General features: G+C 59.8%; 28 protein-coding genes. 8 read left to right on the forward strand and 20 right to left on the reverse strand.

Going from position 1 to position 25,943, the window contains the following annotated elements; all coding sequences use genetic code 11:
• On the forward strand, positions 1–256 hold a 256-nt coding region (locus GOB93_RS10805), incomplete at its 5' end, for a UDP-galactopyranose mutase (protein WP_277877251.1).
• 145 nt (positions 257–401) lie between these two features.
• A complete protein-coding gene (locus GOB93_RS22125) occupies positions 402–1,478 on the forward strand; it encodes a glycosyltransferase (protein WP_173583521.1) in 1,077 nt (358 codons plus the stop codon).
• A gap of 69 nt (positions 1,479–1,547) precedes the next feature.
• Here the strand turns inward: GOB93_RS22125 and truA are convergent, their stop codons facing one another.
• The 6 genes from truA to GOB93_RS10840 form a co-directional block, all read right to left on the reverse strand.
• Complete coding sequence (gene truA / locus GOB93_RS10815; RefSeq protein WP_173583522.1) at positions 1,548–2,366, reverse strand: tRNA pseudouridine(38-40) synthase TruA; 819 nt, start codon at positions 2,364–2,366, stop codon at positions 1,548–1,550.
• 157 nt (positions 2,367–2,523) lie between these two features.
• On the reverse strand, positions 2,524–3,444 hold the full coding sequence (gene fmt / locus GOB93_RS10820) for a methionyl-tRNA formyltransferase (protein WP_173583523.1): 921 nt from the start codon (positions 3,442–3,444) through the stop codon (positions 2,524–2,526).
• Positions 3,445–3,623: 179 nt separating this feature from the next.
• Positions 3,624–4,172 carry a peptide deformylase gene (gene def / locus GOB93_RS10825; RefSeq protein WP_173583524.1) on the reverse strand — a complete coding sequence of 183 codons (549 nt, stop codon included), beginning with the start codon at positions 4,170–4,172 and terminating at the stop codon, positions 3,624–3,626.
• Between the two features lie 226 nt (positions 4,173–4,398).
• Positions 4,399–5,697 (reverse strand): ATP-grasp domain-containing protein, encoded by a 1,299-nt coding sequence (locus GOB93_RS10830; protein WP_173583525.1) that lies wholly within the window; start codon positions 5,695–5,697, stop codon positions 4,399–4,401.
• The gene (locus tag GOB93_RS10835; RefSeq protein WP_173583526.1) at positions 5,694–6,980 is read right to left on the reverse strand and encodes an NAD(P)-binding domain-containing protein; all 1,287 of its coding nucleotides are present in this window, start codon (positions 6,978–6,980) and stop codon (positions 5,694–5,696) included. The genes GOB93_RS10830 and GOB93_RS10835 overlap by 4 nt, the downstream gene beginning before the upstream one ends.
• Before the next feature lie 532 nt (positions 6,981–7,512).
• Positions 7,513–9,015, reverse strand: coding sequence for a diguanylate cyclase domain-containing protein (locus GOB93_RS10840; protein ID WP_173583527.1), 1,503 nt, complete (start codon positions 9,013–9,015; stop codon positions 7,513–7,515).
• A 254-nt stretch (positions 9,016–9,269) separates the two neighbouring features.
• Between GOB93_RS10840 and dinB the strand changes: the two genes are divergently transcribed.
• The gene (gene dinB / locus GOB93_RS10845; protein WP_173583528.1) at positions 9,270–10,370 is read left to right on the forward strand and encodes a DNA polymerase IV; all 1,101 of its coding nucleotides are present in this window, start codon (positions 9,270–9,272) and stop codon (positions 10,368–10,370) included.
• A gap of 68 nt (positions 10,371–10,438) precedes the next feature.
• Here the strand turns inward: dinB and GOB93_RS10850 are convergent, their stop codons facing one another.
• The gene (locus tag GOB93_RS10850; RefSeq protein WP_173583529.1) at positions 10,439–11,134 is read right to left on the reverse strand and encodes a VIT1/CCC1 transporter family protein; all 696 of its coding nucleotides are present in this window, start codon (positions 11,132–11,134) and stop codon (positions 10,439–10,441) included.
• 193 nt (positions 11,135–11,327) lie between these two features.
• Here GOB93_RS10850 and GOB93_RS10855 point away from each other — a divergent pair, with 193 nt between their 5' ends.
• Positions 11,328–11,894, forward strand: coding sequence for a cytochrome b (locus tag GOB93_RS10855; RefSeq protein ID WP_173583530.1), 567 nt, complete (start codon positions 11,328–11,330; stop codon positions 11,892–11,894).
• A gap of 53 nt (positions 11,895–11,947) precedes the next feature.
• On the opposite strand, the gene GOB93_RS10860 is transcribed toward GOB93_RS10855, so the two are convergent.
• A complete protein-coding gene (locus GOB93_RS10860; protein WP_173583531.1) occupies positions 11,948–12,592 on the reverse strand; it encodes a TetR/AcrR family transcriptional regulator in 645 nt (214 codons plus the stop codon).
• Positions 12,593–12,695: 103 nt separating this feature from the next.
• On the opposite strand from GOB93_RS10860, the gene GOB93_RS10865 reads away from it, so the two are divergent.
• The 3 genes from GOB93_RS10865 to GOB93_RS10875 all read left to right on the forward strand — a co-directional run bounded on the left by GOB93_RS10865 (position 12,696) and on the right by GOB93_RS10875 (position 16,761).
• Complete coding sequence (locus GOB93_RS10865; protein ID WP_173583605.1) at positions 12,696–13,265, forward strand: hydrolase; 570 nt, start codon at positions 12,696–12,698, stop codon at positions 13,263–13,265.
• A 38-nt stretch (positions 13,266–13,303) separates the two neighbouring features.
• Positions 13,304–14,776 (forward strand): DHA2 family efflux MFS transporter permease subunit, encoded by a 1,473-nt coding sequence (locus GOB93_RS10870; protein WP_173583532.1) that lies wholly within the window; start codon positions 13,304–13,306, stop codon positions 14,774–14,776.
• A 494-nt stretch (positions 14,777–15,270) separates the two neighbouring features.
• Complete coding sequence (locus tag GOB93_RS10875) at positions 15,271–16,761, forward strand: FAD-dependent monooxygenase (protein WP_173583533.1); 1,491 nt, start codon at positions 15,271–15,273, stop codon at positions 16,759–16,761.
• 178 nt (positions 16,762–16,939) lie between these two features.
• Here the strand turns inward: GOB93_RS10875 and GOB93_RS10880 are convergent, their stop codons facing one another.
• From GOB93_RS10880 to GOB93_RS10915, 8 genes are all read right to left on the reverse strand, one after another.
• Positions 16,940–17,587, reverse strand: coding sequence for a hypothetical protein (locus GOB93_RS10880; protein WP_173583534.1), 648 nt, complete (start codon positions 17,585–17,587; stop codon positions 16,940–16,942).
• Between the two features lie 2 nt (positions 17,588–17,589).
• On the reverse strand, positions 17,590–17,748 hold the full coding sequence (locus tag GOB93_RS10885) for a hypothetical protein (RefSeq protein WP_173583535.1): 159 nt from the start codon (positions 17,746–17,748) through the stop codon (positions 17,590–17,592).
• A gap of 10 nt (positions 17,749–17,758) precedes the next feature.
• A complete protein-coding gene (locus tag GOB93_RS10890; protein WP_173583536.1) occupies positions 17,759–18,271 on the reverse strand; it encodes a hypothetical protein in 513 nt (170 codons plus the stop codon).
• Positions 18,272–18,562: 291 nt separating this feature from the next.
• A complete protein-coding gene (locus GOB93_RS10895; protein ID WP_173583537.1) occupies positions 18,563–19,081 on the reverse strand; it encodes a hypothetical protein in 519 nt (172 codons plus the stop codon).
• Positions 19,082–19,218: 137 nt separating this feature from the next.
• Positions 19,219–20,427 (reverse strand): endonuclease toxin domain-containing protein, encoded by a 1,209-nt coding sequence (locus tag GOB93_RS10900; protein ID WP_173583538.1) that lies wholly within the window; start codon positions 20,425–20,427, stop codon positions 19,219–19,221.
• 154 nt (positions 20,428–20,581) lie between these two features.
• Entirely contained in the window at positions 20,582–20,971 is a 390-nt protein-coding gene (locus tag GOB93_RS10905) for a hypothetical protein (protein WP_242010706.1), read from the reverse strand.
• 2 nt (positions 20,972–20,973) lie between these two features.
• A complete protein-coding gene (locus GOB93_RS10910) occupies positions 20,974–21,300 on the reverse strand; it encodes a hypothetical protein (protein WP_173583539.1) in 327 nt (108 codons plus the stop codon).
• The gene (locus GOB93_RS10915) at positions 21,293–21,637 is read right to left on the reverse strand and encodes a hypothetical protein (protein WP_194300039.1); all 345 of its coding nucleotides are present in this window, start codon (positions 21,635–21,637) and stop codon (positions 21,293–21,295) included. The genes GOB93_RS10910 and GOB93_RS10915 overlap by 8 nt, the downstream gene beginning before the upstream one ends.
• Before the next feature lie 424 nt (positions 21,638–22,061).
• Here GOB93_RS10915 and GOB93_RS10920 point away from each other — a divergent pair.
• A protein-coding gene (locus GOB93_RS10920) for an IS5 family transposase (RefSeq protein WP_198912689.1) occupies positions 22,062–22,858 on the forward strand; the annotation gives its coding sequence in 2 pieces (ribosomal slippage) (positions 22,062–22,401 and positions 22,401–22,858; 798 coding nt in all).
• Here the strand turns inward: GOB93_RS10920 and GOB93_RS10925 are convergent.
• From GOB93_RS10925 to GOB93_RS10940, 4 genes are all read right to left on the reverse strand, one after another.
• Positions 22,855–23,259, reverse strand: a complete 405-nt coding sequence (locus GOB93_RS10925) for an endonuclease toxin domain-containing protein (RefSeq protein ID WP_173583540.1) — start codon at positions 23,257–23,259, stop codon at positions 22,855–22,857. The genes GOB93_RS10920 and GOB93_RS10925 overlap by 4 nt on opposite strands.
• A 53-nt stretch (positions 23,260–23,312) precedes the next feature.
• On the reverse strand, positions 23,313–23,459 hold the full coding sequence (locus GOB93_RS10930; RefSeq protein ID WP_173583541.1) for a hypothetical protein: 147 nt from the start codon (positions 23,457–23,459) through the stop codon (positions 23,313–23,315).
• 634 nt (positions 23,460–24,093) lie between these two features.
• The gene (locus tag GOB93_RS10935) at positions 24,094–25,200 is read right to left on the reverse strand and encodes a glycerophosphodiester phosphodiesterase (RefSeq protein WP_198912692.1); all 1,107 of its coding nucleotides are present in this window, start codon (positions 25,198–25,200) and stop codon (positions 24,094–24,096) included.
• Positions 25,201–25,309: 109 nt separating this feature from the next.
• A complete protein-coding gene (locus GOB93_RS10940; RefSeq protein WP_173583542.1) occupies positions 25,310–25,942 on the reverse strand; it encodes a hypothetical protein in 633 nt (210 codons plus the stop codon).
• Position 25,943: the final 1 nt, after the last annotated feature.

Below are 25,943 nucleotides of genomic sequence, written 5' to 3' on the forward strand. Positions count from 1 at the left end.
ATACAGCCGCCTTGCTGAGCAGGAGGACGTGCCTTATTATCCGATCCGGCAGGTTAACGAAAAACGTATGCTTGACAGCTACATAGAACTCGCCCGGCAGCAAAAAGGGGTTTCTTTTCTCGGACGCCTCGGAACGTACCGTTATCTTGATATGGATGTGACTATAAGCGAAGCATTGATGGCCTGCGACAAAATCGACAGCGCTCTGCAGATTTCGCCATCAGAACTGCCGGCTTTCTTTATCGATCCGGGATGACGGAACTGCCGTCAGCCCAGGCTGGCAGGGCAGGGACAGCGCTCCTGCTGATCCGGATTTCCGATAATTTTTACAAAGTTAAAGTCTGGAACTGCACTGTTTCGCTAATAAGATTCAGTACAAAACGAGGTAGATGATGATCAGGGTGTTTGTCCAGCTGAGTTACGGATATGGCGCTGGGAACTGGAACGGGAAATTCCGTCAGGGAAAGATTCTCGGAACCAATGAACCTTATGCCTATGGATATTATCGGGCTGCCTCCGATGATATCAAAGTGACATATTCAGAGGATATCGAAAAAGAGACCCTGCTGCAGAAATCGGTTCGTTACGTCGCAAGGCTGATACTCGGGTTTGATTTTGTGCAGGTATGGAGAAACCGGAAGCAGATCGAATCCGGAGCGGACGTGGTGTGGACTTATAACGAGGCCCAGACACTCGGGGTCATGCTGCTAAAGAAACTGCTGCGTCTGAAACGGCCCAAAGTCATCGGGCAAAGCGTATGGCTGATTGACAAGTGGCCCCGTAACAGAATCAGGCAAAAACTTTATCGGTGGCTGTTAAAGGATGTTGATGTCCTGACATTCAACAGTAAGATTAATTCGGATATCGCAAGAAAGATGTTTCCGCATAATCGGATCGAGTTCACAAAATTCGGGATCCGGTGTGATGAAATGGTCCCATATTCCCCAAAAGATACTGGCAATGTCATTGCCGTAGGGAATGACCGTTCCCGGGACTGGACTACACTCGCTGCCTGCGCTTCCCGCATGACAGATACAAATTTTTTCCTGGCTACACAAAATGCCGCTGCAATCGCTATTGCAGACAAACATCCGAATATGACAATTGCCGGACTGAAGACTAATGCCGATATGGCTTCCTTTTATGAAAAAGCCATCCTGGTTATCGTTCCACTAAAACGTAATAATTATGTAAGTGGCCTGACGGTCGTAGAAGAATCCGGAGTCATGGGGGTCCCCTGTATTGTGACAGATACCGGAGGTCTCAGAGATTACTTCACAGATGACATGGTGTATTTCGTTCCGCCTGATGATGCTGATGCACTGATCCAGGCTATACAAACTCTTTTGAGTGATAAAGAAAAGCGCGCCCGGATGGTGAAAAACATACAGGATTATATGAAAACGTCCCTGAACAGCCAGACTTACGTTGATGAGTATGTCAGGATTACCCGTCAGTTGGACCTGAACCCGGTCTGATCAGATCGTTCCCGGACTCTCCTGCCGGTCACCCCCGATTCGTCCCGACAATCAGGGGTGGAGACACCACTAAAAGCCCCCCGATCCGGACAAATCAGGCCCGAACGGATCGGGCTCATAATCCACCCCCGCCAGACACAGCCCCTCCGCCGGCGCCGTCGGCCCGCCCGCCCGCCGGTCCCGCGCCTCCAGAGCCTCGCGCACCTGATCCGGCACCCACCGTCCACACCCCACAAGCTGCAGCGTGCCCGTCAGATTCCGCACCTGATGATGCAGGAAAGACCGCGCCTCCACATACAGAGAAATCACCTCACCTTCCCGCACGACATCCAGCCGCTCCAGCGTCCGCATCGGACTCTTCGCCTGACAGCAGCTCGCCCGGAACGTCGTGAAATCATGATGGCCGAGAAGATGGCGGGACGCCTCCCGCATGGCATCGACATCCAGCGGAAACTTCACATGCCAGACCCGGTTCGCCTCCAGCCCCGGCCGCGCCCTCCGGTTGAGAATGCGGTAATGATACCGTCGGCGAATGGCCGAAAACCGCGCGTTCCAGGTGAGCGGAACCAGCACCGCCCGCAGCAGCACAACCGGATGCGGCTTCAGATGATATGAAATTCCGTCCCGCACCGTCCGCTCCGTCAGCGGCAGATCAGCCGGGAAATCGAGATGCGCCACCTGTCCCGTCGCATGCACCCGCGCATCCGTCCGCCCCGCCGTCGTCGACGGAACAACCCGTCCCCCGGCCAGCTTCGCCGCCGCCTGCTCAAGCAGTTCCTGAACGGAAAGCCCGTTATTCTGACGCTGCCAGCCGACATAAGCCGCGCCATCATACTCAATCCGTACCGCCCAGCGCTGAATCCCGCCCGAAGCGGCCTCGTCAGTCATGTAACGCCTCTTCAAACAGTGATTTTACGGGGCTCTCCCCCGTCCCCCGGCAAAGGTCACAGACCTTTGCAAACCATTTTGTTTAACAAACCGGGATCAAAGGGGCCGCGCCCCTTTGCGGGTTTCAGGGCAGCGCCCTGAGCAAACGTTCAGAACCTCAGTCCCCGCCCAGCACCGTTCCGATCGCCACCGGCTGCCCCCGCAGATACGCCGCCGCTTCAACCATTCCGCGCCCCGGCCGCTGCAGCCGCTCAATCCGCAACCCCGTTCCGCCGCCACACGCAACCGTCAGCGCCCCGTCCACGACCTCGCCCGGCAGCCCCCCATCCACCGCGCCCACCGGCTGAACCGCACCGATCTTCAGCACCACATCGCCCAGCGTCGTAAACGCCCCCGGCCACGGCGTCAGCGCCCGCACCTGACGATCGATCACCTCCGCCGGCTGCCGCCAGTCGATCCGGCCATCATCCTTCGTCAGACGCGCCGCATAGGTCACGCCCTCCTCAGGCTGCGGCACCGTCTCCGGACGCTCCGCCAGTACATCGACAATCATCTTCGCCCCGAGCGCCGCCAGTTCGTCATGCAGGGAGCTCGCCGTCGTCTCCGTCGTGACGGGAACCGGCACCGAGGCCAGCATGTCCCCCGTATCCAGCCCGACATCCATCTGCATGATCGTCACGCCGCTCTCCGCATCCCCCGCCAGAATGGCGCTCTGGATCGGCGACGCCCCCCGCCAGCGCGGCAGCAGACTGGCATGAATGTTCAGACACCCCAGCTTCGGCGCATCCAGCATCTCAGCCGGCAGAATCAGCCCGTACGCCGCCACGACAGCCACATCCAGTTCCAGCGCCGCAAAAGCCGCCAGCTCGTCCTGATTCTTCTTCACCCGGACCGGACACCGCACCGGAATGCCCAGACTCTCCGCCGCATGCTGAACAGGGGAGGGACGCAGCGCCTGACCCCGGCCCGCCGGACGCGGCGGCTGCGTATAAACCACGACAATCTCATGCCCCGCATCATGCAGCGCATACAAAGCCGGCACGGCAAAATCAGGCGTGCCCATAAACGCAAGCCGCATCGGCCTTACTCTCCCGGAAAACGCCGCCCGAAACGGCAAAACTCCGGGCTCTGCCCGGACCCGGCAAAGGTCGCAGACCTTTGCAAACCATTTAATTCAAACAAACCGGGGTGCAGGGGCCTGCGGTCCCTGCCAGGTCCCGGGGCAGAGCCCCGGAAAGCCCCCGCCACAACACCCCCTCAGCGCTTCGCCTTCTGCTCCTTGGCCAGCCGCCGCATGATCATGTTCCGCTTCAGCGCCGACAGATGATCGACGAACAGAATCCCGTCCAGATGATCGATCTCATGCTGAATGCACGTCGCCAGCAGCCCGTCCACATCCCGCTCGCACGTCTCGCCACTCAGCATCGTGTAGCGAACCCGCACCGCCTCCGGACGCACCACCTCGGCATACTGGTTCGGCAGCGACAGACACCCCTCCTCACGCGGCGCCATCGCCTCGCTCTCCGTCAGGATCTCCGGATTGATCATCACAATCGGATCGCGCTGCTCGTCCTCACCCAGATCGACCAGCGCATAACGCAGCCCGATCCCGACCTGAGGCGCCGCCAGCCCGATCCCCGGCGCCGCATACATCGCCGAAAACATGCTCGCCAGCCCCTCACGGATCGAAGGCATGTCCTCCGGCCGCACAGGACGCGCCGTCTGACGCAGGATCGCCTGAGGCGCAATCAATATCGGCATGGGCGCAACCGTCGCCGACGCCGCGGAATACTCTGTTTCATTCATGGTGATACGCATGTAGCGATATGAAGCACCGTTTTCCAGTGCTCTGCCACAGGGAAGTCTGTACAGACGGAAAGCGCTAAAGATCAGCACACGCCCCGCGCGCCACGTCACATAACCACTATTGTCCCGGGAACCGCCTCAGACAGGCCATTCCTGCTTATACAAAACGCCCCTGCAAAACGCCTATGAAAAACACCCCGTCACACAGCCTGCCTGCATCCGTCGTTCAGCCGGCAGACGCAAGCGCACGAAGCCTTTTCACGGCGTCCTGTCTTTTCAGTGTTTTGCCATACGGCACATCATGCCGGATCTTCTCTTCAAGCCGCGCGATATAACCCCGGCGCGACCAGGGCGGAAGCAGAAGTTCCCTCACCAGATTCGGGTTTTGCCACGGAACATCAGGACAGGCCGAAGCGATGTCCACATCGCCGGCACGCAGTATCTGCGGAAACAGAGCGACTGTCCGCCGCCCGTCGATCGTCACCGCGTTTCGTGGCACAGACCGGGCTTCAGTCCGGTCGCCCCGCATATGAAACAGAAGCTGACTGCCAACGGTCCGGCCATCGCAGTTCAGATGACCGATCTGGGTCAGTCGCGGATTCATTTCGATGAGGTGATACCTCCCGGACTTCGCGGATCGCACGAAATCAAGTCCGAAAAACCCCGACAGCTTCAGCCGTGCACAGGCAACCCGCGCCGCATGTTCCATCTCTGCCGATTGCGTGACCGCGATAACAGTCGCCGCGCCGGTACGGCCCTGATACGAGACAACATCAACCCCCAGAGTATCGAGTATCTTCCCTTCCGAGCAGGCGGCCATGATATTAGCCGGCATACCCTCGATATATTCCTGCGCTATGACAGCGGAGTTTTTCCGCACCGCCGCATCCATGAACGTGTAAATATCCCGGTCCGCCAGCAGCACCCGCAATGCGCTCGCCATGCGGACCGGCCGCGACAGCCGCCGGAAACAGTTTTCAGTCTCCTCCCACGTATCAGTGATCGTAACGCCCGACCCGCCCGAGCTCCGGTCACGCTTCAGCACCCACGGCCCCGGCACCCGCGCGCACCATTTCCGCAGATCCTCCACGCAATGAATCTCTGCGGCAGCCGGCGTCGCAATCCCCTCGGCCCGCAGAATGTCGATAAGAGACAGTCGCATTTCAATGTCCGGAAAATATTCCGATTTTCCGAGAGATTTTTCGATCACATGCCGCAGAAACCGTCCGGTCTCTGTTTCCGTGTCCGCGTGCCGGAAAACGTCATGAAGCGCCCTGACAGTCCGGTCATCCGCCGGAACGATGAGATCGGGCCGGATTTCGAGAATATAGGCCGACAAGGCTGAGGCAGCATGAAAGCAGGGATAAGTCCGGAACGAAGCAACGCCCTTCAGGCAGCGAAGCGAATGGCCGATCGGACAGACCGCATGAATTTCCGCGCCGTTTTCAATAAATTCATCCACAAGCCGCGTCACGCCAGCCCACCATACGGAAGAGATGACAAGAACTGAAAACCGTCTGTTCATGACGCAAAACATTCAGTTCCGGTCGCCGCATCCCCCGGCTTTCCACCGGCATGGCTGCCCGCCGCCCGCACATGCTGTCCCCGCGCGGTCGCGCGCGCCAGCCGCCGTGTCAGCCGCCTCGCCGCAAACCGTGCGCCCCAGGCGAAACGCAGCAAAGGACCAAAACTGCCCGCCGCCGCCGGTCCGATGAAATACAGTCCGGGCACACTGCTCTCAAAACCGCCGGAGAGAACCGGCATATGATCTTCAGTGCGGATTGCCGCGAGGAGCGCCTTGTCCAGAAAGGGGATACGCGCCAGATCGATCCGCGCGCCTGTCCCGGTAAACAGATGATCGGCCCTTACGGACTGTAATTCTCCCGTAAGCGTGTTTCTGAATTCCAGACGCAGACCGTCCTCCGTATCGGTCGCGGATTCCAGTGTCATATTGAGGTGCATGGGCACCTCTTCCCGCACAGTCTGTCCGGTAAACCAGGACGCGGCGGGTCCAAGATGTTTTTTCGTGATGAGAAGTCGCAACCGGGCAGGAAGCAGATGAAAAACATCCGGGAAATCACATGCCAGACGTGAACGCCAGCCTGTTCCTAGCCCGGAACGCGGCTTTTTTATACTCCTGACAAGACGTTTCAGCCCGCGAATGTCCTGAGGAGGGTTGTTGATCCAGATTTTGGAGCGACGCGCATACAGAGCCACGTCCGCAGCCGCCTTATGCAGAAAATACGCTGTATCCACCGCCGAGGAGCCAGCCCCGATGACCGCCACGCGCTGACCGCGAAACTGTCCGAAGGAAACAGTATTAAATGTATGGCTGACTTTTTTTCCGGGAAGATGCGCCACCGCCGGCGGCATATAGGCAAAATGCCCGATCCCCACGGCCAGCACCACACGGGCCGCCCGGACAACATGACCGTTTTCCAGCGTCAGGGTAAAGCATCCCTCCGAGCCGGAAAGATGCGTAACCTTAAAAGGATAAACTTCCGGCGCACAGGTTTTCTGAAATGCTTCACCATATTCTCTGAAAACACTGGCCGGAACGGGAACGCCCATCCGTGCGTAGGCATATCCGCGTGTCCTGCAAAACCGTTCCAGAGTGAATCTGCGTTCCGGTTCAAACAGATTGAGTGCAAACCCCTCCGCCTTGAGCGGAACATCGGCAGGCACATTGTCTTTCCAGAAAGACATCGGAGAGCCAAAAACTCTGAAGTTCAAACCTTTTCCGCGAAGATGAGCGGCAAGAGAAAGGCCATAAGGACCAGCACCGATAATGGCGATTTCAGTATCCATTACCTATCAGACCTCGAACATACTGATTTGAACTAATATTTATAAATAAACCTGCAACAATTCTCCTGAGAACACGCCGGCAGAACTTCGTAACAAAAACAGGATTAAAGATAAATATCGTCACAAAGACAGATAAATATTATCTCGTCTCCCGCCATAAGACAAAGTAAAAAAACGTTAAAACAAACACGGCTGTGTGAAGAAATTAACCTGCGATCAGCCTGACCTTCGCCGGAAGCATTCATCACAACCGCGCAATTCAGAGACCGGATAAAATAAGGCCAGTGATTTCAGCCGATTACGATTTTCCGGTTTGCAACAACCTGAAGAAATCACAATGGCCCGGGCTGAAATTGTCCGGACCCGCTACCAGCGCGATGACCGGAACAGAGCCAGATGATCTGCGTAACGCGGAATGAACCCTGATCAGCCCCACTGAAATTCAGGAAAAAGCGACCGGAGCACCAGCATCCACCGGACCTGCCCTCAGCAGCAGAGCATCAAAGCCCCCACACCCTCAGACATCACCCCCTCAGGCATCAACAGCCTGCGTATCCGCCGGCCTGACCCCCGTATGAGAAAGAAGATCCGGCATGTCCCCGTCCGGAAACAGACGATAGCCGTTACGCCCGGCCCGTTTGGCCTCGTAAAGCGCGATATCCGCCCGTCGCATGATATCCCCCGCTTCCCGGCGCGTGTCTTTCGGACCGAACAGCGTCACGCCAATACTGGTGGTCACGTGATATTCAGTGTCCGCCAGCCGGTAAGGATGCAGCAGCAGATCCCTGATGAACGACGCGCACAGATGATCAATGGCCCGGGCGGAAAAATGTCCCGGAATTATCACGGCGAATTCGTCGCCGCCAAAGCGCGCGATCGCAGCATTGCGCCCCTTCAGAATCTCAGCCATCCGCTGACTGAACTCCTTCAGAAATTCGTCGCCGGCGTGATGACCGAAAGTGTCGTTGATCTGCTTGAAATAATCGACGTCGATAAGAAACAGCGCTCCGTATGATCGTCTTTCCAGGGCCGCCATCAGCCTGCCCTGAAAACAGCTCCGGTTTATCAGAGACGTCAGGGAATCATGCGTCGCAAGATATTCAAGATGGCGCTTCATCAGCGAAAGACGCCTTGTATAGCGCCGGTTTTCCCCGATGGTACTGTTCACCAGAAGCACAGTCAGAATAAGCGAGAACAGATACGACTGCAGCATCGTCTCGCGTATTAAATAACTGCCGGGTTCAAGACTGGCCACCGGACCGACCCCATGCGCGGTCAGCGCCGAAGCGCAGAGCGAAACACAGAACATGGCGATACTCATCGAAGCGCCATGCGCATGAAACGCCAGAAAGACAAGCGCCGGATACAACAGAAGCAGAAACGGCCACTGGGAAGAAGAGAACGCAAAGATCGTCAGCGTGACGGACGACGCCGCCAGAATCAGCGGCTCAGCAAGAACGCGGTATTTCTGAACGCCCTTTTCCCAGTTCCGGGCCAGAGCAAGAACCACAGGCGTCGCGATCAGAAGGCCAAGGGTGTCGCAAAGGATCCACTGCAGCCACTCCGCGAAGGCTATGACCGGACTGCCCAGCCAGACCCTCTCGAGTTCCGTCCCGATGCCGGCTTCGATCGCGGATACAGACAGCGCAATCATCGTAAACGCCAGAAATCGCGGCAGCCGGGCAAGATCTGTCGTCCCGCCGCAGAACCGCCGCGTGAAAAACGCAACCACCGTGGCCTGGAACACATTGAGCGCACTGGCCAGAAACGCTTCGGAAAGCGAAAAGCCACTGAAGGTGTTGATGACCAGATTGAGCACAAAACACACACCCAGCACGCCCAGAGCCAGCCGCGCGCGCAGCGTTAGCAACGCGACCAGCATGACGGCATTGGCCGGCCAGATCGCGCTGTACCCTTCGGAATCCGTGCACAGACCTCTCGTCACCGTCGCGGTCACCACGAAAACAAACGTCAGCGTTGCCGCGGTTCTGATACCGCGCGCCGGTTCGGCACGTCTGCGAGGTTGCCAGCGCAAGTGATGTCCTCATTGGCCAAAGGATGCAGAGCACAGGGAATGAAGCCCAGACTGAACGCCCTGCCACTTAATATTGCGTGAACGTATTCAACCGAACCTCAGCCATTTCGACCCGGCAGCCGCTCCGGAGCAGACAAACGGCTGCCCGACCAGCGTGAAAACAGACCACAACCGGCGCCTCACAACGGCCGCCCCACGGAACGACCGCCCCACGTGATCTTGTTTTGTTCCCGTTTCGCGAGCAGGATCGCCCTATGTCGGAATCCCGCCCGCAGCCCCTCATGCGCCGCATCCTGCATATCGACATGGATGCCTTCTACGCCTCCATCGAACAGCGCGACGATCCGGCGCTGCGCGGACGGCCCGTCGCCGTGGGGCGAGGGGAGGCGCGCGGCGTGGTCGCCGCCGCCAGCTACGAGGCCCGGCGCTACGGCGTCCGCTCCGCCATGCCCTCGACGACCGCACTGCGCCGCTGCCCGGACCTGATCTTCGTGCCACCCCGCTTTACGGTCTATCGCGCGGTCTCCGCACAGATCCACACCGTCTTCGCGCGCTACACACCCATCATCCAGCCGCTTTCGCTCGACGAAGCCTATCTCGACATCACCGACCATCTCGGCGCCTTCGGCTCGGCAACGGCCATCGCGGAGGCGATACGGGCCGACATCCTGGCGGAAACAGGACTCACGGCGTCGGCCGGCGTTTCCTACAACCGCTTCCTCGCCAAACTCGCCTCCGATCAGAACAAGCCGGACGGCCTGTTCGTCATCACGCCGAAGCAGGGACCCGCCTTCGCCGCCAGCCTGCCGGTCGCCCGCTTCCACGGCATCGGCCCGGCCACAGCCAGAAAAATGCACGCCCTCGGCATCCATACGGGCGCCGATCTGCGCACATGGCCCGTCGAGGCGCTGCGGGCGCATTTCGGCAGCGCGGCCGAATTTTACGCCGGCATCTCACGCGGCATTGACCACCGCCCCGTCAACCCAGACCGGCAGCGGAAATCAATCGGAACCGAAACAACATTCGACCGCGACATAGCCTCGCAGGACGAACTGCGCGCGGAACTGAAAGCGATCGCAACGAAACTCTGGGCCTCCTGCGACAAAAGACAGCTGACCGGCCGGACCGTGACCGTGAAAGTGAAATACAACGATTTCCGCATCGTAACCCGCGCCCGCTCCCTGACCACGCCCGTCACCGGCGAACCGGAGCTTCTCCTGTCAGGCACCGCCGCGCTGGAAACTCTCTTCCCGCTGGCCCGGCCCGTCCGGCTGCTGGGCCTCACACTCTCCGGCCTTCTGGCACAGGATCAGGCCGCCGAACGCACCCAGCTGGCCCTGTTCGACTGTTGCTGACACTCCTGTGACGCCCGTTGTCCCGGACATCAGCGGAACTTCCGTCAGGCCCCATCCCTGACCACACGTCACACACCGAACAGATGACCGATCCCGCTCGTGACGAGCATGGCGATGACGCCCCAGAACGTCACCCGCAATGCGGGACGCAGAAGCGGTGCTCCGCCCGCAACCGCGCCGACCACCCCCAGAATGGCCAGAGCAATGACGGAAATGACGGAGACGCTCCATGAAACCCAGGCCGCGGGCGTCAGAACCGCCGCCAGCACAGGCAGCAAAGCGCCCGAGGAAAAAGCCGTGGCCGACGCAAAAGCCGCCTGAAGGGGCCTGGCGGCGGTCATTTCGGATAATCCCAGCTCATCCCTCGCATGTGCGCCCAGCGCATCATGCTTCATGAGGACGAGGGCGACCTTCTGTGCAAGATCCGCATCCAGCCCTCTCTCACGGTAAATCCCGGCCAGTTCGGCAACCTCGCCATCCCAGTCGGTCATCAGCTCATGTTTCTCACGATCAATATCAGCCCGCTCCGAATCCGCCTGAGAACTGACCGAAACATATTCACCGGCCGCCATCGAAAGGGCGCCGGCAACAAGCGCCGACAGACCCGCGATGAAAATGCTGTCACGTGTCGCATGGGAACTGGCGACCCCGACAATGAGACTGCCGGTCGACAGCGTTCCGTCATTGGCCCCGAGGACAGCCGCACGCAGCCATCCCAGTTTCTCAACCGCATGACGTTCGGCCTGAAGGTGAAGACGCGACATAAGACGACCCGCAGCTCTGGAAGTACAGTTCAGGATTAGAAGCTGAACCGCCCCGCCACAACAGGTATTTTATTCTGATATTGCGAGTTATTTTCAATACAGTTCGTGATCCGGAAAATCTGTTCTGTTCAGCGTCCTGTCAGGAAAGCATGATACCGGACAGTATTCAGACCCCATTTTCGCCAGGACACGCATGCCTCATCCAGTGCCGGACATCACCGATACCCTGCGCTACGACAGGCCGACGATCATCCTTCACTGGACGACCGCTTTTCTGGTGCTGTTTCAGTTCGCGCTCGGCGAAACCTGGAGCTGGCCATCAAAACCCGTCCATCACCTGATGGTCGTTGCGCATCTGACAGCCGGTATCCTCCTGACCGCAATCATGGCGTTCCGTATCGTCTGGCGCCTGACGAAAGGCCGGCACCTGTCTGACCTCCTCCGCCCCGCGGACCGGATGGTCGCCCTCGGTGTGGAATACACGCTCTACGCCCTGCTCATGGCGGAAATCGCGCTCGGTTATCTCTGGCGATGGGGCGCCGGACAGACGATGAGTTTTTTCGGCCTCCTGATTCCCTCTCCGTTCGCGCGGTTCCCCGCGGAAACCGTGTCATGGCTTCAGATGCTGCATTATCGGAACGCCTGGCTGATTGTTGGTCTTGCATCAGGCCATGGCGCGGCGGCCCTTTTCCACCAGTTCATCCTGAAAGACAAAGTCCTCGGACGTATGCTGCCGCGCGACTTCCCGCCCCGTCCTTAAAACAGTCAGGCCTTAAAACCGTCTGGCCATAAAACCATCAGGCCGTAAAACCGTCAGGAAATACCCGCCTTCGTCCCCCGACACGGCGCAAGCCGCGATGAAAGATAGAGCCGGTTCATCCGTCGCAGCTCGTCAGGCGCACCGGGCGTCGTCGGTGCATCCTTCAGAGTCATGCCCAGCATGACCTTCATGTTGTTCAGAACAACCGCCGCGATATCGCCCGCCGCCCGCTCTTCCAGCCCGGGCGCGCAGACCCGCAGAGCGGCCGAAATACCCGCCAGAGCCTGCCCGCGTGACCGGTCACGGATCTCCGTCCTGTCGGTACGGGCCTCCATCAGCGCCGGAAGCGATCTGATCCGCGGATAAAGCTCCGCCATCAGATCGATCAGAACATCAGCCAGCTCTTCCGGCGAAAGATCTGCCGCCCGCTTCGCCAGCGCCTCATACTCCTCATGCAGAACCGCAATATGCTGCTGCAGCAGCGCCTCCGCGACAGCCTCCTTGTCAGGAAAGAAACGATAGAGAGAGCCGATCTTCGCCCCGGCCCGCGCGGCAATCTCCGCCATGGTGGTGGCCTCATACCCGCGCTCCGCCATGAGACCGGACGCAGCCGCCAGCAGCTCCGCCACCCGCTGCCGCCCGGCCGCGCGGCGCGGCTGAAGCGTCGCCCGTTTCTCACTTGACGTATTTGAGTCCATCCTCAAATAATACCCCTGTTTGAGTGTATCCTCAATTTTACCAGCTCCCCTCCACCTGGACAACAGATCCGGAACCCGCATGAACCAGCAGGGAAGAACCGTCATGATCTCTCTCTCAGCCCCCGGGACCGCCCTGATCCTGATCGATCTTCAGAAAGGCATCGTCGCCCGCCCGCTCGCCCCCTCCACAGGCGAGGCGGTCGTCGAACGCTCGAAACAGCTCGCCGCCCGCTTCCGCGCCGCACGAGCCCCCGTCATCCTCGTCAACATCGCCTTCGCCCCCGATTTCGCCGACGCCCTGCACACCGAAATCGATCGTCCCTTCACGCCACCGCCCGGCGGATTTGCCCCGGACTGGACGGAACTCGTCGATGGGCTGGCCGAACCATCGGACCTGCGCGTCACAAAACGGCAGTGGGGCGCCTTCTACGGAACCGATCTCGACCTCCAGCTCAGACGCCGGGGAATCACCACGGTCGTGCTGGGCGGCATCGCAACGAATATGGGTGTCGAATCCACCGCCCGCGCCGCACATGAGCATGGGTACAACGTGGTGATCGCCACGGACCTCACCTCCACCTTTTCCGAAGAGATGCAGCGCTTCGCCTGTGACAGCATTTTTCCGATGCTCGGACGCGTCACGACAGGCGACGCCATCACCCTGGAACCCTGAATCCAGCTCTCTGAGCCCCGAACCATCGGAGCCCCGGCATGGAACACGCGGCACGGAACAGCAGTTCCGGCGCTCCGTCACGCCCTGCCACAACCCTGAAAGCAACGTCCTTGCCGCAATCGCAGGAGGCCGCCCGGCTGCCGGCCGGCATCTGGAAAGTCGTCAGTGTCGCAGCGCTCGGCTCCTTCATGGCGCAGCTCGACGCGACAATCGTGAACGTCTCGCTGCCGGATCTCGTCGCGACACTGCACGCGCCGTTTTCCGTCATCCAGTGGGTGGTCAGCGGCTACCTGCTGGCGCTCGCCCTGACCCTGCCGCTGAACGGATGGCTCGTCGGCCGCATCGGCAGCCGCGCGGTCTTTCTGGGATGCTTCGCGGCCTTCACACTCACCTCCGGCCTGTGCGCCCTGGCATGGTCCGCGCCGTCACTCATCGCGTTCCGTCTTCTGCAGGGCATGGCCGGCGGACTGCTCGCCCCCATGGCGCAGATGACGGTCGCCCGCGTGGCCGGCAGACACCTGCCCAGGGTCGCAAGCGCCGTCACCCTGCCGGTCCTGCTCGCCCCGCTTCTCGGACCGGTCGTCGCCGGCGCGATCCTCTCGGTCGCATCCTGGCGATGGATCTTTCTTCTCAACCTGCCCTTCGGCCTGCTGGCCCTGGCGCTCGCCATCCTGTTCCTGCCCGATGACCGGACTGACGAGCGCCCCCGTCCGCTCGACATGACAGGGCTCGCGCTGCTGGCCCCCGCGCTGATCGCGTTCCTTTACGGCACCGATCATGTCCGCCAGCCCGCCGGACAGGCGGCGCTGTGCGTGGCGCTGCCGCTGTTCATCCTGTATTTCCGCTCCGCGCGACAAAAGGGCGACCACGCGCTGATCGATCTGCGGCTGTTCCGCGTGCCCGCCTTTTCAGCCTCCGCCATGACCATGTTCCTGATGAACGGCGTCTCATTCGCCGGCCAGATGCTGCTGCCGGTCTGGCTCATCCATGCCTGCGGCGTCTCCCCCGACCGCACAGGCCTGTTCATGCTCCCGCTCGGGCTGGGCATGATGTGCACCTTCCCCCTGATGGGGCGCCTGACCGACCGCTTCGGCATCCGCAGCCTGACCGCCTGCGGTGCGCTCTGCGCCACGACCGGCACATTGCTGCTCGCCGGCCTCGCTCAGACCGGCCTGAATGTCAGCATACTCGCCATCGCCCTGTTCCTGCGAGGCGCCGGCACAGGCACGGTCGGCATCCCCGCCATGAGCGCGGGCTACGCCTCCGTCAGCCGCCCGGATATCCCCATGGCAACCACCGCCCTGAACATCGTGCAGCGCATCGGCGGCCCAACCCTGACAACACTCTGCGCCACCTTCCTCGGCTGGCGACTGCCGGCCACCGCCATTCCCCATGCCCTTTCAGGTGCGTTCACCGAAACATTCGGCCTGCTCTGCGTGTTTCACGCCCTGCTGTTCCTGACGACACTCCGTCTGCCCCTGAAACTTTCCGGAAAATCATCGTCAGCATAATCAGAACACCGAACGCAGCCTCAGACGTTTCATATCATGGAAAGACTCTCCACTTTCCCGCCCGTCCTTTTAAGGGGCATCTATGCATTTTGCAGGAGACAAAGCAGGGCTCTGCCCTTCACCTCATTTTAATTAACAAACCGGGATCAAAGGGACCGCGTCCCTTTGTGGGGTTCGGGGCAAAGCCCTGAAAAGAAGCCTGTATCTGCAAAGTATACAAAGGTCTTCAAAAAGCACCGGGCAAATAAGCCTTTGATAAAAACAAAAGTTTTTGGGTGTCGCCTTTTTTCAAAAAGGCGGTGTTCCCCGAAGCTTTTTGAAAAAAGCTTCACCAAAAACTTCTTTATAATTTACAGAAGAGTTCACGGGAAAATACCCCCCTCACAAAACCACCTTTACCGACCAGCGTTAAAATCTCCCGGAGCGAAACACGGGCACCGGCCGCCCGCCGTTCCGACAGCCCGGCCAAACCGGCTCTCCGGCGGAGAAACGCCATGTCAAAACCAGTTCTCGTCGTCGGCGCCGGACCCGTCGGCCTCACCATGGCCGCCGAACTCGCGCGATACCGCATCCCCGTCCGGATCATCGACAAAGCGCCCGCGCGCAGCGACAAATCGAAAGCGCTCGCCGTCTGGCCACGGACACTCGAACTTCTCGCATCGGCAAGCTGCGCCGACGCGTTTGTCGCCGCAGGCCTGAAAGCCGGCGCTATCGACATCCATTCCGGCAACACCACCGTCGCCCGCCTCACCGTCGATCATATCGACTCGCCGTTCCGATATCTCCTGATCCTGCCGCAATCGGAAACCGAACGTCTGCTGGAGACACATCTCGAAACGCTGGGCGGAAAAGTCATGCGCGGCACCGAACTGACCGGGTTCGCCGAAACCGCCGACGGCGTCTCCTGCACCGTCCGCCATCCCGATGGCCAGGACGAGACCATCGACGCCGGCTGGCTCATCGGCTGCGACGGCGCCCATTCCCTTGTGCGCCGCACGCTCGGAATGACATTCGCAGGCGACACCCTGCCGACCGGTTTCATGATCGCCGACGTGCATATCGCAGGGCTGACCATCCCGCCGGCCGATCTGGCGATCTTCTGGCATGAGGATGGCCCGCTCATGCTGTTTCCGATCTCACCCGGCCACTATCGCGTCATCGCCGATACCGGCTCCGCGACAAACCCTCATCCAGCCTTCGAAGATGTGCAGGCCATCGTCGCGCAGCGCGGACCGGGCGGCCTGACTCTCTCCGATCCCGTCTGGCTGTCCGGATTTGCGGTGAACGAGCGCAAAGTTGAAAACTATCGCGCCGGCCCGGTCTTTCTCGCAGGCGACGCGGCCCACGTCCACAGCCCCGCCGGCGGTCAGGGCATGAATACAGGCATGCAGGACGCCTTCAATCTCGCCTGGAAACTGGCTCTGGTTGAAAAAGGGCTGGCCGGCTCAGGACTTCCCGACAGCTACAGCCCCGAACGCAGTGCGGTCGCCCGACAGGTCCTGACCGATTCCGGCCGCCTGACCCGGGTGATGCTGGTCAGAAATCGCCTGACCCGGCTGCTGCGCCGCCTCGCCGCACACCGGATACTCAGCATCCCGGCAGTGCAGCACGCCGTCGCCGACCGCCTCGCCGGACTCACGATCGGCTATCCCGACAGCCCGCTCAGCACCGGCTCCGCCCGAACCCTGCACGGCCCACGTCCGGGCCAGCGCTTTATCGCCGACAGCCCCTTCAGCACGGGAAACACCCCCCGTTTCGCCCTGGCCGCCACAGAAAACACGGACGCCCGCGCAATGACCGAACGTTATTCCCCCTTGCTGGAAACGGAAATCCGGAAGCCGCCAGACGAAAAAGGCATCTGGCTGATCCGTCCGGACGGCTACGTCGCCGCCACCGCCCATGCGGGAGACTGGTCCGTCATCGACGCCGCCCTGTCAGCAATCGTCACCTCAGCAACCGCCACACGGATTCCCGTTTCCGCCTGACTGAAGGGAAGCGGAATGAAGCCCGCCGGAAATGCGGATCGCATTACGGGTTCTGATTGCCGCTCTCCTGTCCGACATCACGGATATTGTTCTCAACATCGGCCTGACCGGCCATCGCGCTCAGAACCGCCCCGGCCCGCCATGATCCGGGCCACCTGATCCGATGTCCCCACACCCCTCACGCCCCCTCCGGCTCGACATAGGCCGGCTTTCCGGAAATCCGGCTGGCCCTCAGCATCTCCCGCACGCCACGGGCCAGCTCCTCGTCCGTGCATGACGGAGACAGACGCAGATATTTCCCCTCCGGCTCGCATAGTATTCTTTTGCCAGCACTGCGTCTGCCCACAAAGCCTGATTCCCAGGCGACCCAGATACCGCCCCGGCGTCGGTTCGTGGCCCGGAGAACCAGAAGGTCCTCAAAAAGCATGACGACAACCTGGAGAGCCTGCGCGAAGACGCTGTCGGTCGTGCGATATCCGTAACGTTTTCTCAGGTCTTCGGCATAAGCAGCATAGCGCGCGCGTGAGCATCGTATCAGTTCACCCGGTGTCTTGTCCGCAGGTAAGGTCTCCTGGGTAAACATTCTGCTTGTCTGTAACGCCTGCCGCAGATTTTCGGCAATCCACATATCGGATACCGGCTCGTCGCCGGTAGCAAAGTGCCCCTCGACGGAGAAAAAAATATGACTGATTATATCTTCACTTTGGATTGTCAGAAACTTTCGGGTCCAGAAGACGCTGGCCTGCTTTCTGGGAGTGCCAAAAGGCCTGGGAATAACCGGCACCTTATAGGTGATCCGCTCGCCTTCGGAGAGACGTGTTGCCATGGTCAGGACACCCGGTGAATTGTAATGGAAATCTGCTTTCCATCTGATTCCGCCGGGATAAATGCCATCAACGCATGATAGCCCTCACAGATGGTCTGCCACTCCGCATCGGTCATTTCGACATCCCGCCACACCTGAACCGCCGTGTCATTGCCGCTCACCCCTCGCCCCTCACGCCCCCTCCGGCTCCACATAGACCGGCTTTCCGGAAATCCGGCTGGCCCTCAGCATCTCCCGCACACCACGGGCCAGCTCCTCATCACTGCATGACGGAGAAAGACGCACATATTTCCCCTCCGGCTCGCACATGATGTGCTTGCTCGTGCCACGCCTGCCCGCAAAACCAGCGTCCCATGCAAACCAGAGGCCGCCACGAACACGATTCATGGCGCGAAGAACCAGAAGATCCTCGTAAAGCATCACGCTGACCTGAAGCGCCTGAGCGAAGACGCTGCTGGCCGTGCGGTAGCCGTAACGTTTTCTCAGATCTTCGGCATAAGCGGCATAGCGCGCGTGTGAACGCTGCTCCAGTTCATTGATTGTTTCGCCAGGTGGAGGGGCGGCACGGGCAATCATTCTGCTTGTCTGCAACGCCTGCCGCAGATTTTTGGCAATCCACGCATCGGATACCGGCTCATCGCCGGTGGCGAAATGTCCTTCGACGGAAAAATAAAGCTGACCCATTATATCTTCACTATGGATTGTCAGAAACTTTCGGGTCCACAAGACGCACGCCTGCTTTCTCGGTGTGCCGAAAGGTGGCCGAATAACCGGCACCTTATAGGTGATCCGTTCGCCTTGAGAGAGACGTGTTGCCATGGTCAGGAAACCCGGTGAATTGTAATAGAAATCTGTTTCCCACCTGATCCCGCCGGGATAAATGCCATCAATGCATGATAGCCTTCACAGATGGCCTGCCACTCGGCATCGGTCGTTTCGACATCCCGCCACACCTGAACCGCCGTGTCATTCCGCTCACCCCTCATGCCCCTCCGGCTCCACATAGACCGGCTTTCCGGAAATCCGGCAGGCCCTCAGCATCTCGCGCACGCCACGGGCCAGCTCCTCATCACTGCATGACGGAGAAAGACGCACATATTTCCCCTCCGGCTCGCACAGGATGTGCTTGCTCGTGCCACGCCTGCCCGCAAAACCTTTTTCCCATGCGACCCAGATACCACCCCGGCGGCGATTCATGGCGCGAAGAACCAGAAGGTCCTCATAAAGCGTCACGCTGACCTGGAGCGCCTGCGCGAAGACACTGTCGGCCGTGCGATAGCCGTAACGTTTTCTCAGTTCTTCGGCATAAGCGGCATAGCGCGCGTGTGAACGCTGCTCCATTTCATTGATTGTTTCGCCAGGGGGAGGGGCGGCACGGGCAATCATTTTGCTTGTCTGCAACGCCTGCCGCAGATTTTTGGCAATCCACGCATCGGATACCGGCTCATCGCCGGTGGCGAAATGTCCTTCGACGGAAAAATAAAGCTGACCCATTATATCTTCACTATGGATTGTCAGAAACTTTCGGGTCCACAAGACGCATGCCCGCTTTCTCGGTGTTCCGAAAGGTCGTCGGATGACCGGAACCTTATAACTGATTCGTTCACCTTCGGAGAGACGTGTTGCCATGGTCAGGAAACCCGGTGAATTGTAATGGAAATCTGTTTTCCACCTGATTCCGCCGGGATGAATGCCATCAATGCATGATAACCTTCGCAGATGGCCTGCCACTCGGCATCGGTCGTTTCGACATCCCGGACGGCCATGTACAAGGAGTAGCTGGTAATATCATTGTCTTCGAAATTGGTTGCGTCCTTCCCGCCACCGTCTTCGAACATAACCATTTTCTCGCCCCAGGCCAGCATTCGGGCGGCAATGGTATCAGGATATTGCTGATAGGAAGTGCCAGCGGTGTCGACCACCTTGTCACTGACAGCAATTCCCGCGTCTTCATTCCACTGATCGAAAACCGGGAAATTCGGCTGGAGCTGGACATAGCCGCCGCCCAGTTGCTGCGTGACATAAGGCTCGTAAGGCAGCCCCTGCTGTCTGATCCTGTCATACCACGCCGTGCTCTTGTTCTCCGAACTCCAGACAATGCCGTTCCGGTAAGCCGGAATGGAATTCGCCGCCACATTCGCCGCCGCGATGTCACTGTTTTGCACCGCAACCGTATGCACCGATCTGAACAGATCGACATCGTCACAGGGATCGGGCGCATGGCCGTCGAGATACTTCCCCGCCGCCCGGACAAGCACCTGATCGGCGGCGGCGTCCAGAACCGCCGAACCGCCCTGCGCCGCAAGCGCACGCACATCGTCAGACGAAACAGCCCCGTCCATCAGCGGCGTAACAAGCGCGTCCGCCAGAATCTCCGTCGCGATGTCTTCTGAAAAGGCAATATGCGCGACGATGTTCTGAAAATCCGTGCCCAGCCCGACAGCCTGATACCCCGCCGCCTCGCCGGCTAACTGATCCCCACTCTGCCCCCGAACGATAACCCAGGCCCGCGAGAGATTATACATCGCCGTGGACGCCACCGTCAGCTCCGCATCCGTCGGCGGCAACTGCCCCCACCCGGCATAGACATCCCGCCACCCGCCCCACGCCTCCTCAGACAGCGCAATGTCCTGCCACGCCTGAACGGCGCTCAGCCCGCCATTGCCGATCGCATCCTCCGTCCCGCTCAGCCAGGCCTGGTCGCCCTCGGCGAAATCCCGCCCAGGCGCGCTCTTCAGCGCCGCCTTCAGATAATTCGCCTCCCCGGACAGCACGATATCCCGCCACGCCTGAACCACCGTGGCTTCGCCACTCCCGATGCCGCTCACCCCGTCACGCATAATTCGGCCTGCACGCATCCAGCGCCCTGACGGCAACCTCTCCCATCTCCTCATCGCTGGCATTGATGGAGACATGAAACACCTTGCCCTCATTCTCCCCTTCATACCATGCGGAGTGCGAGGTGCCGGAACCACGGGAGGCCAGGAGTTTGACCTAGTCGGTCTTGTCACTGCTCCAGTGAATAAATACGAGAGCGGATTTTGATTTTGCTGCCTTTGTATCCTTAAAGTTAAATTCTTCAGCCACTTTTAGCCAGAAGGCATGGCATTTATATGCGCATTCCCTTGTGGCTTCTGTGTAATTGTTTTCCGAAGGAATAAAATTTTCATGCTTAACGCTGAAATCCTCACTGGTATAAAGCGCTTTTCGGATATTTTTTCCAATCCACTCCGGAGTGGCGAGTTTCCGGGCAATAAATGCAGATGAACCCGAACGTGAAAAGAAAGAACCACCCCAGCGTTCATGGCAGATCACAGCTATATATTTCCGGGTGCGGATAAGCTGGGCAATACGGTCTCTCACACGGACATTTGAATTTTCCATGCTCACGCAATGTCCCTGATCTGAAAGTCGATCGTTGCCGATGTTTCCGGATCGGCGGCGACACGCTCTTTCGCTTTCTGAAGCGCCAGGCAGACCGCCTTCCATTGATCCGGTTCGGGTTCCGAAGGAAGCCCTAAATCCAGAGGATAGTGATTGATAGAAGTTTTATTAAAAGTAAGCTCCGTTTCCGGAGGCCTGTCAGTGTAACGATAAACGCCGCTGTCTTCCTGATACCGCAGCATCTGCCGGACATTGGCCAGCAGCCGCCCCTCGATCCGGCTCATGGACTGGTAACTGGCCGTCTTCAGATCGCCCGCCCCGTCACGCATAATTCGGCCTGCACGCATCCAGCGCCCTGACGGCGACCTCCCCCATCTCCTCGTCGCTGGCATTGATGGAGACATGAAACACCTTGCCGTCATTCTCACCCTCATACCATGCGGAGTGCGAGGTGCCGGAACCACGCGAGGCGGCGAGACGGACCTGATCCGTGAGGTCGCTGTTCCAGTTGACGAACACAAGAGCAGACTTTTTTCGGGCCACGATCCCGTCCATAAATCCGAAATTTTCCGCGATCTGCGACCAGAACGCGGAAGACTTACGGTTCGACTCTTTGCCAGCCTCCCGAAGTTGATCTTCCGGAAGAGGGTAACCGCCCAGCTTCATAAAGAAATCCACGCTGGAATGGAGAGATTTTTTCAGATTCGCGCCAATCCATTCCGGAGTGGCCTGTTTCCGGGCGCAGTATGCCGACCAGCCGGTTCTGGAGAAATGCGGCCCCCCCCCACCGATCCTTACTGATCACTGCGAAGTACTTTCGTGTGCGCAGAATACTGGCCAATTTTTGTGTAGAATTAAGAATAAGATCACTCATGATCAGGTGATATCCGAGATACGGAAATCAATCGTTCTGGATGTCTGAAGATCGTCAGCCGCCACCCGGCGTTTAGCCTCCGTCAATGCTTTGAGAGCTCTCCAATGATCCGGGGCCGGTTCGGACGGTACACCGATGTCAAGAACGTAATTCTTTATATTTCCCTTCTGGAAGCTAGGGCCTGTTAGATCTTGAATTTCTTCCCATATTGTAGGGATGGAAGAAGGAGACAGAACAGGCACCTTTACGGACGAGACATGGGCGATCTGGGAACCTCTGATTGAGGAGGTTCGCCCGAGGGGCAAGACGCCGCCACATGATCTGCGGCGGACGATAGCAGCGATTTTCTGGCGCCATGAGAATGGCGCGAAATGGCGGAGCATCCCCGCTGAACTGGGTCCATGGTGGCGGGCGGCGCAGCTTTTCATCCGCTGGGCGAAACTCGGCGTATGGGAACGCCTGCTCGAACTGGTTCAGGAACAACAGGGAGTGGCGTTCGGAATGACTTTTCTGGATGGTACGAACATCAGGGCTCACCACAAGGCGGCGGGAGCCCAAAAAAAGGGGCCTCTTTCGAAGAGCGGGACCATCGTGAAGCACTTGGCCGCTCTCGCGGCGGCTATGGCACGAAAGTCTGCGTGATCGCTGATGGACATGGAAAAGCCTTCGGTTTTGCGCTGGCCCCCGGACAGGCTCATGAACTGCCCCTGGCACCAGCCATGCTCGACAACCTTCCCGCCATTCCCCTGTGGGTAGTAGCAGACAAGGGCTACGCGTCGAATGCCTTTCGTGAACGGATATGGGACATGGGAGCCCGGCCCGTCATTCCTGCTAAACGACGCGATGGGCCGGTCGCCTGCCCAGAATGGGCCTATCGGTGTCGACATCTTGTCGAGAACCTCTGGGCTCGCCTCAAGGAGTGGCGCGCTGTCGCAACCAGATACGAAAAAACAGCAACGTCGTTCCTCGCGGTCATCCACATCGCTGCCGCAGCAGACTGGATCAAGCCCTAACAGGCCCTAAGTTCATCACTCTGGTTGTGGTCAGGGTCATTTGTATACAGAAATGTTCCCTCATCAGTCTGATACCGCAGCATCTGCCGGACATTCGCCAGCAGCCGCCCCTCGATCCGGCTCATGGACTGGTAACTGGCTGCCTTCAGATCAATCGTCTTGTCGCTGACCGCTGTTCCCGAACTGACCTGCCACTCATCGAAAGCCTTCCAGTAGGTGCTCGTGGACCGGTAATCCGCCAGCCATTCATAGCCGTCCGCCTTCAGCCTCTGCGCGTCCCACACCTCGAACGGATTGCCCTGCTGCTGGATTCCGCCACCCTGAGACCACCACGTCACACCCCCGGACCAGTCACCCGTCGGCTGCCCCGCCATCAGCAGACCGGGTCCCTTGTCACGCATAATCCGGCCTTTCACCCCGCCTGCCCACAGCTCACCACACCCCCGACCGATCCTCACAGCGGGGAACTGATCTTCTGCCGCCCCGTCGCTTCAAAACGCGACAGCGCCAGCCGGATGACCTGCCTCGGTTCCTCATCCGAAACGGACAGAAGAACGCTGATGCGTCTGTCCCGGGCAATGCCTCCGGCGAAATCGCCCATGCTGGCTGACTGACTGTAAGGATGATAAAACTGCGGAAAGAGTGTCCTGCACGTTTCGCTTCCGGGAACAGCATTCAGAATACTATAGTCTGTTTCGTTTGTTTTCAGATTGGCAATCATTCAGAGACAATGAAATTATTTGTTGAATTTATAAAATGAAAAGAAATAATATCACATACTTTGACGCAAACATCAAAAAATATTTACGGACCAGGGTGATTTACAGTTGAAATAAATGAAATAATAATTCCGCTAAAATAATGATATCCGGCAGTGCCACAGAATCTGGAGAGCCGGAGACGCGCCGCCCGCCCATAACCCGGACAGCAGTCCCGCGTCCTGCCGGTATCGCCGAAAATCCATTCCGGAACCGAACCTAAAAAGTCCGGAACTCTCTGGAATCCCGTCCGTCCCCGTATCGATCCAACCCGAAATAATCCACCACCCCGCCACCAGGGACAGCTTCACTCACGGATCATCACAACCGGAGCCCCCGCCATGCCACCCCGCAGCCCCTCTCAGATCAGCACCACCCGCAACACACCACAAAACCCCGGCACCCACCCGTGATACAATCCGTGATCACCCCGGAAAAACACCCCGACCCTTCTGGAAAAAACCGCCCGAAAAACCCTCAGCCAGCCCCCTGCAGCGCCCGCAGCCCGACCGCCGGATCATCCGTGAAAAACCCGTCCAGCCCCATCGCCAGATACCGCCGGATCTCCGCGACCGATCCCGCCTCGTTCCGCGCATCCGGCCCCGCATCGCTGCGAAGCTGCGCCGGCAGAAACACATTCTCCGGCCGGCACGTATAGGAATGCACCAGCAGCCCCGCCGCATGAGCATCCCGGATCAGCGTCGTCGGCTCCAGCCACCGACCCGCCGCATCGCGCGGAATCAGCGACGTATTCGCCGGCCCGATCACCTCCGCATACCGCCTGATCTCCCGCAGCGCCTCCGGCTTCATCAGATCGCCATAGGTCGTCCGGCCGCCCCGCGCCTGAACATCGCCCGGCACTTCACCCGGTCCGCCCATCAGAAACATCAGCCGCGCCCGCAACCCGGCTCCCGCCAGCCGGCCCCGGAGAGTCCGCAGACACCCGGCTTCGAAACACTGAATCTCCAGCGGCGCTGTCCGCGTATAGAAATGCGCCCCGAGCGCCGCCAGCACCCGGTCCTCCATCGGCAGCCCCAGCCCCGCGAAAAACGTCGGATGCTTGATTTCCGGAATGATCCCGATCATCCGGCCCCGCGCGGCAGACTCAGCCGCCACAAAGTCGATCACCTCCTGAAGCGCCGGAATATCGAACTGCCCGTCATACCGCGCATTCAGCGGCCGCACCTTCGGCAGTCGTTCCCGTGCCCGCAGCGTCTTAATCTCCGCCAGCGTGAAATCCGTCGAAAACCAGCCGGTAATCCGCTGGCCATCCACCACCATCGTCCGCTTCCGTGAGGCGAATTCCGGGTGCGCCGACACATCCGTCGTCTGCGAAATATCCGGATCATGCCGCACGATCAGAGCACCGTCCTTTGTCGGCACCAGATCCGGCTCGATATAATCTGCCCCGTCCGCGATCGCCTTCGCATAAGCCGCCAGCGTATGCTCCGGCCGCAGCGCGCTCGCCCCCCGATGCGCCAGTAACAGCGGCCGCGCCCCGTCCAGCGTCGGCCACCGCTCCCCGCTGCCCGCAGCAGGCAGAACCGGACCGGGTGAAACTTCTCCGGCCCGCGCGGCGCTCATCAATGGCCCTGCCAGGGATAACCCGGCCGCCAGCCGCAGAGACGCCCGCCGTGACAGGCCCGCGCATGAGACCCGGGAGCGTAAAAACCCGCTCTCAGGCGATCCGGCATTACCAGTTGCGAGGGTCATGGCTGGCGGCATCGTCCCGGTCATAGGTCAGGCTCATCCGGTCCACACCCGAACCGGCATAACGGCAGACCGCCTGCTGCGAGCCCGGCGAAATAAAGGATGGCACCGCAGCCACCGCCGGCTTCGCCGCGCTGCCGGCGCCCGCCGGAGCCCGCGACGGCGTCACCGGCTGAGCGGAGGAGAGCGATCCAGATGACGACGCGGCAGACGAGAGTGACCCGGATGAGGGCAGGGCAGGTGCGGGTGGCGCGGAGACCGGCAGGGCAGGCACCGGCATGCAGAGATACCAGATCCGCCCGCGCGATCCGCCTTCCTCGCTCACCGTGAAATTCGCATTCGCGCTCACCGGAAGAGTACCGTCACGGCGCGGCGGCTGATAATGCAGGCGCACCCGGCCTGTCGCATCCGCCACCCCCTGAAGCCCGCACGGCGTGAGAAACGCCGTCATATCGCCTTCACGCAGAAGCGACATATCCGGCTTCGTCTTCGAACATCTCTCCCGAGCCGCCTCGTCATAGGCCTCGCACCCGGCAAGCGACACCGCCGCTCCCGCCAGCACCAGTCCGGACACCATCACACGGCACATCCCGGAAACAGAACGATTCCTGCCCATC

The organism is Acetobacter musti, assembly GCF_011516835.1.
GTDB lineage: Bacteria > Pseudomonadota > Alphaproteobacteria > Acetobacterales > Acetobacteraceae > Acetobacter > Acetobacter musti.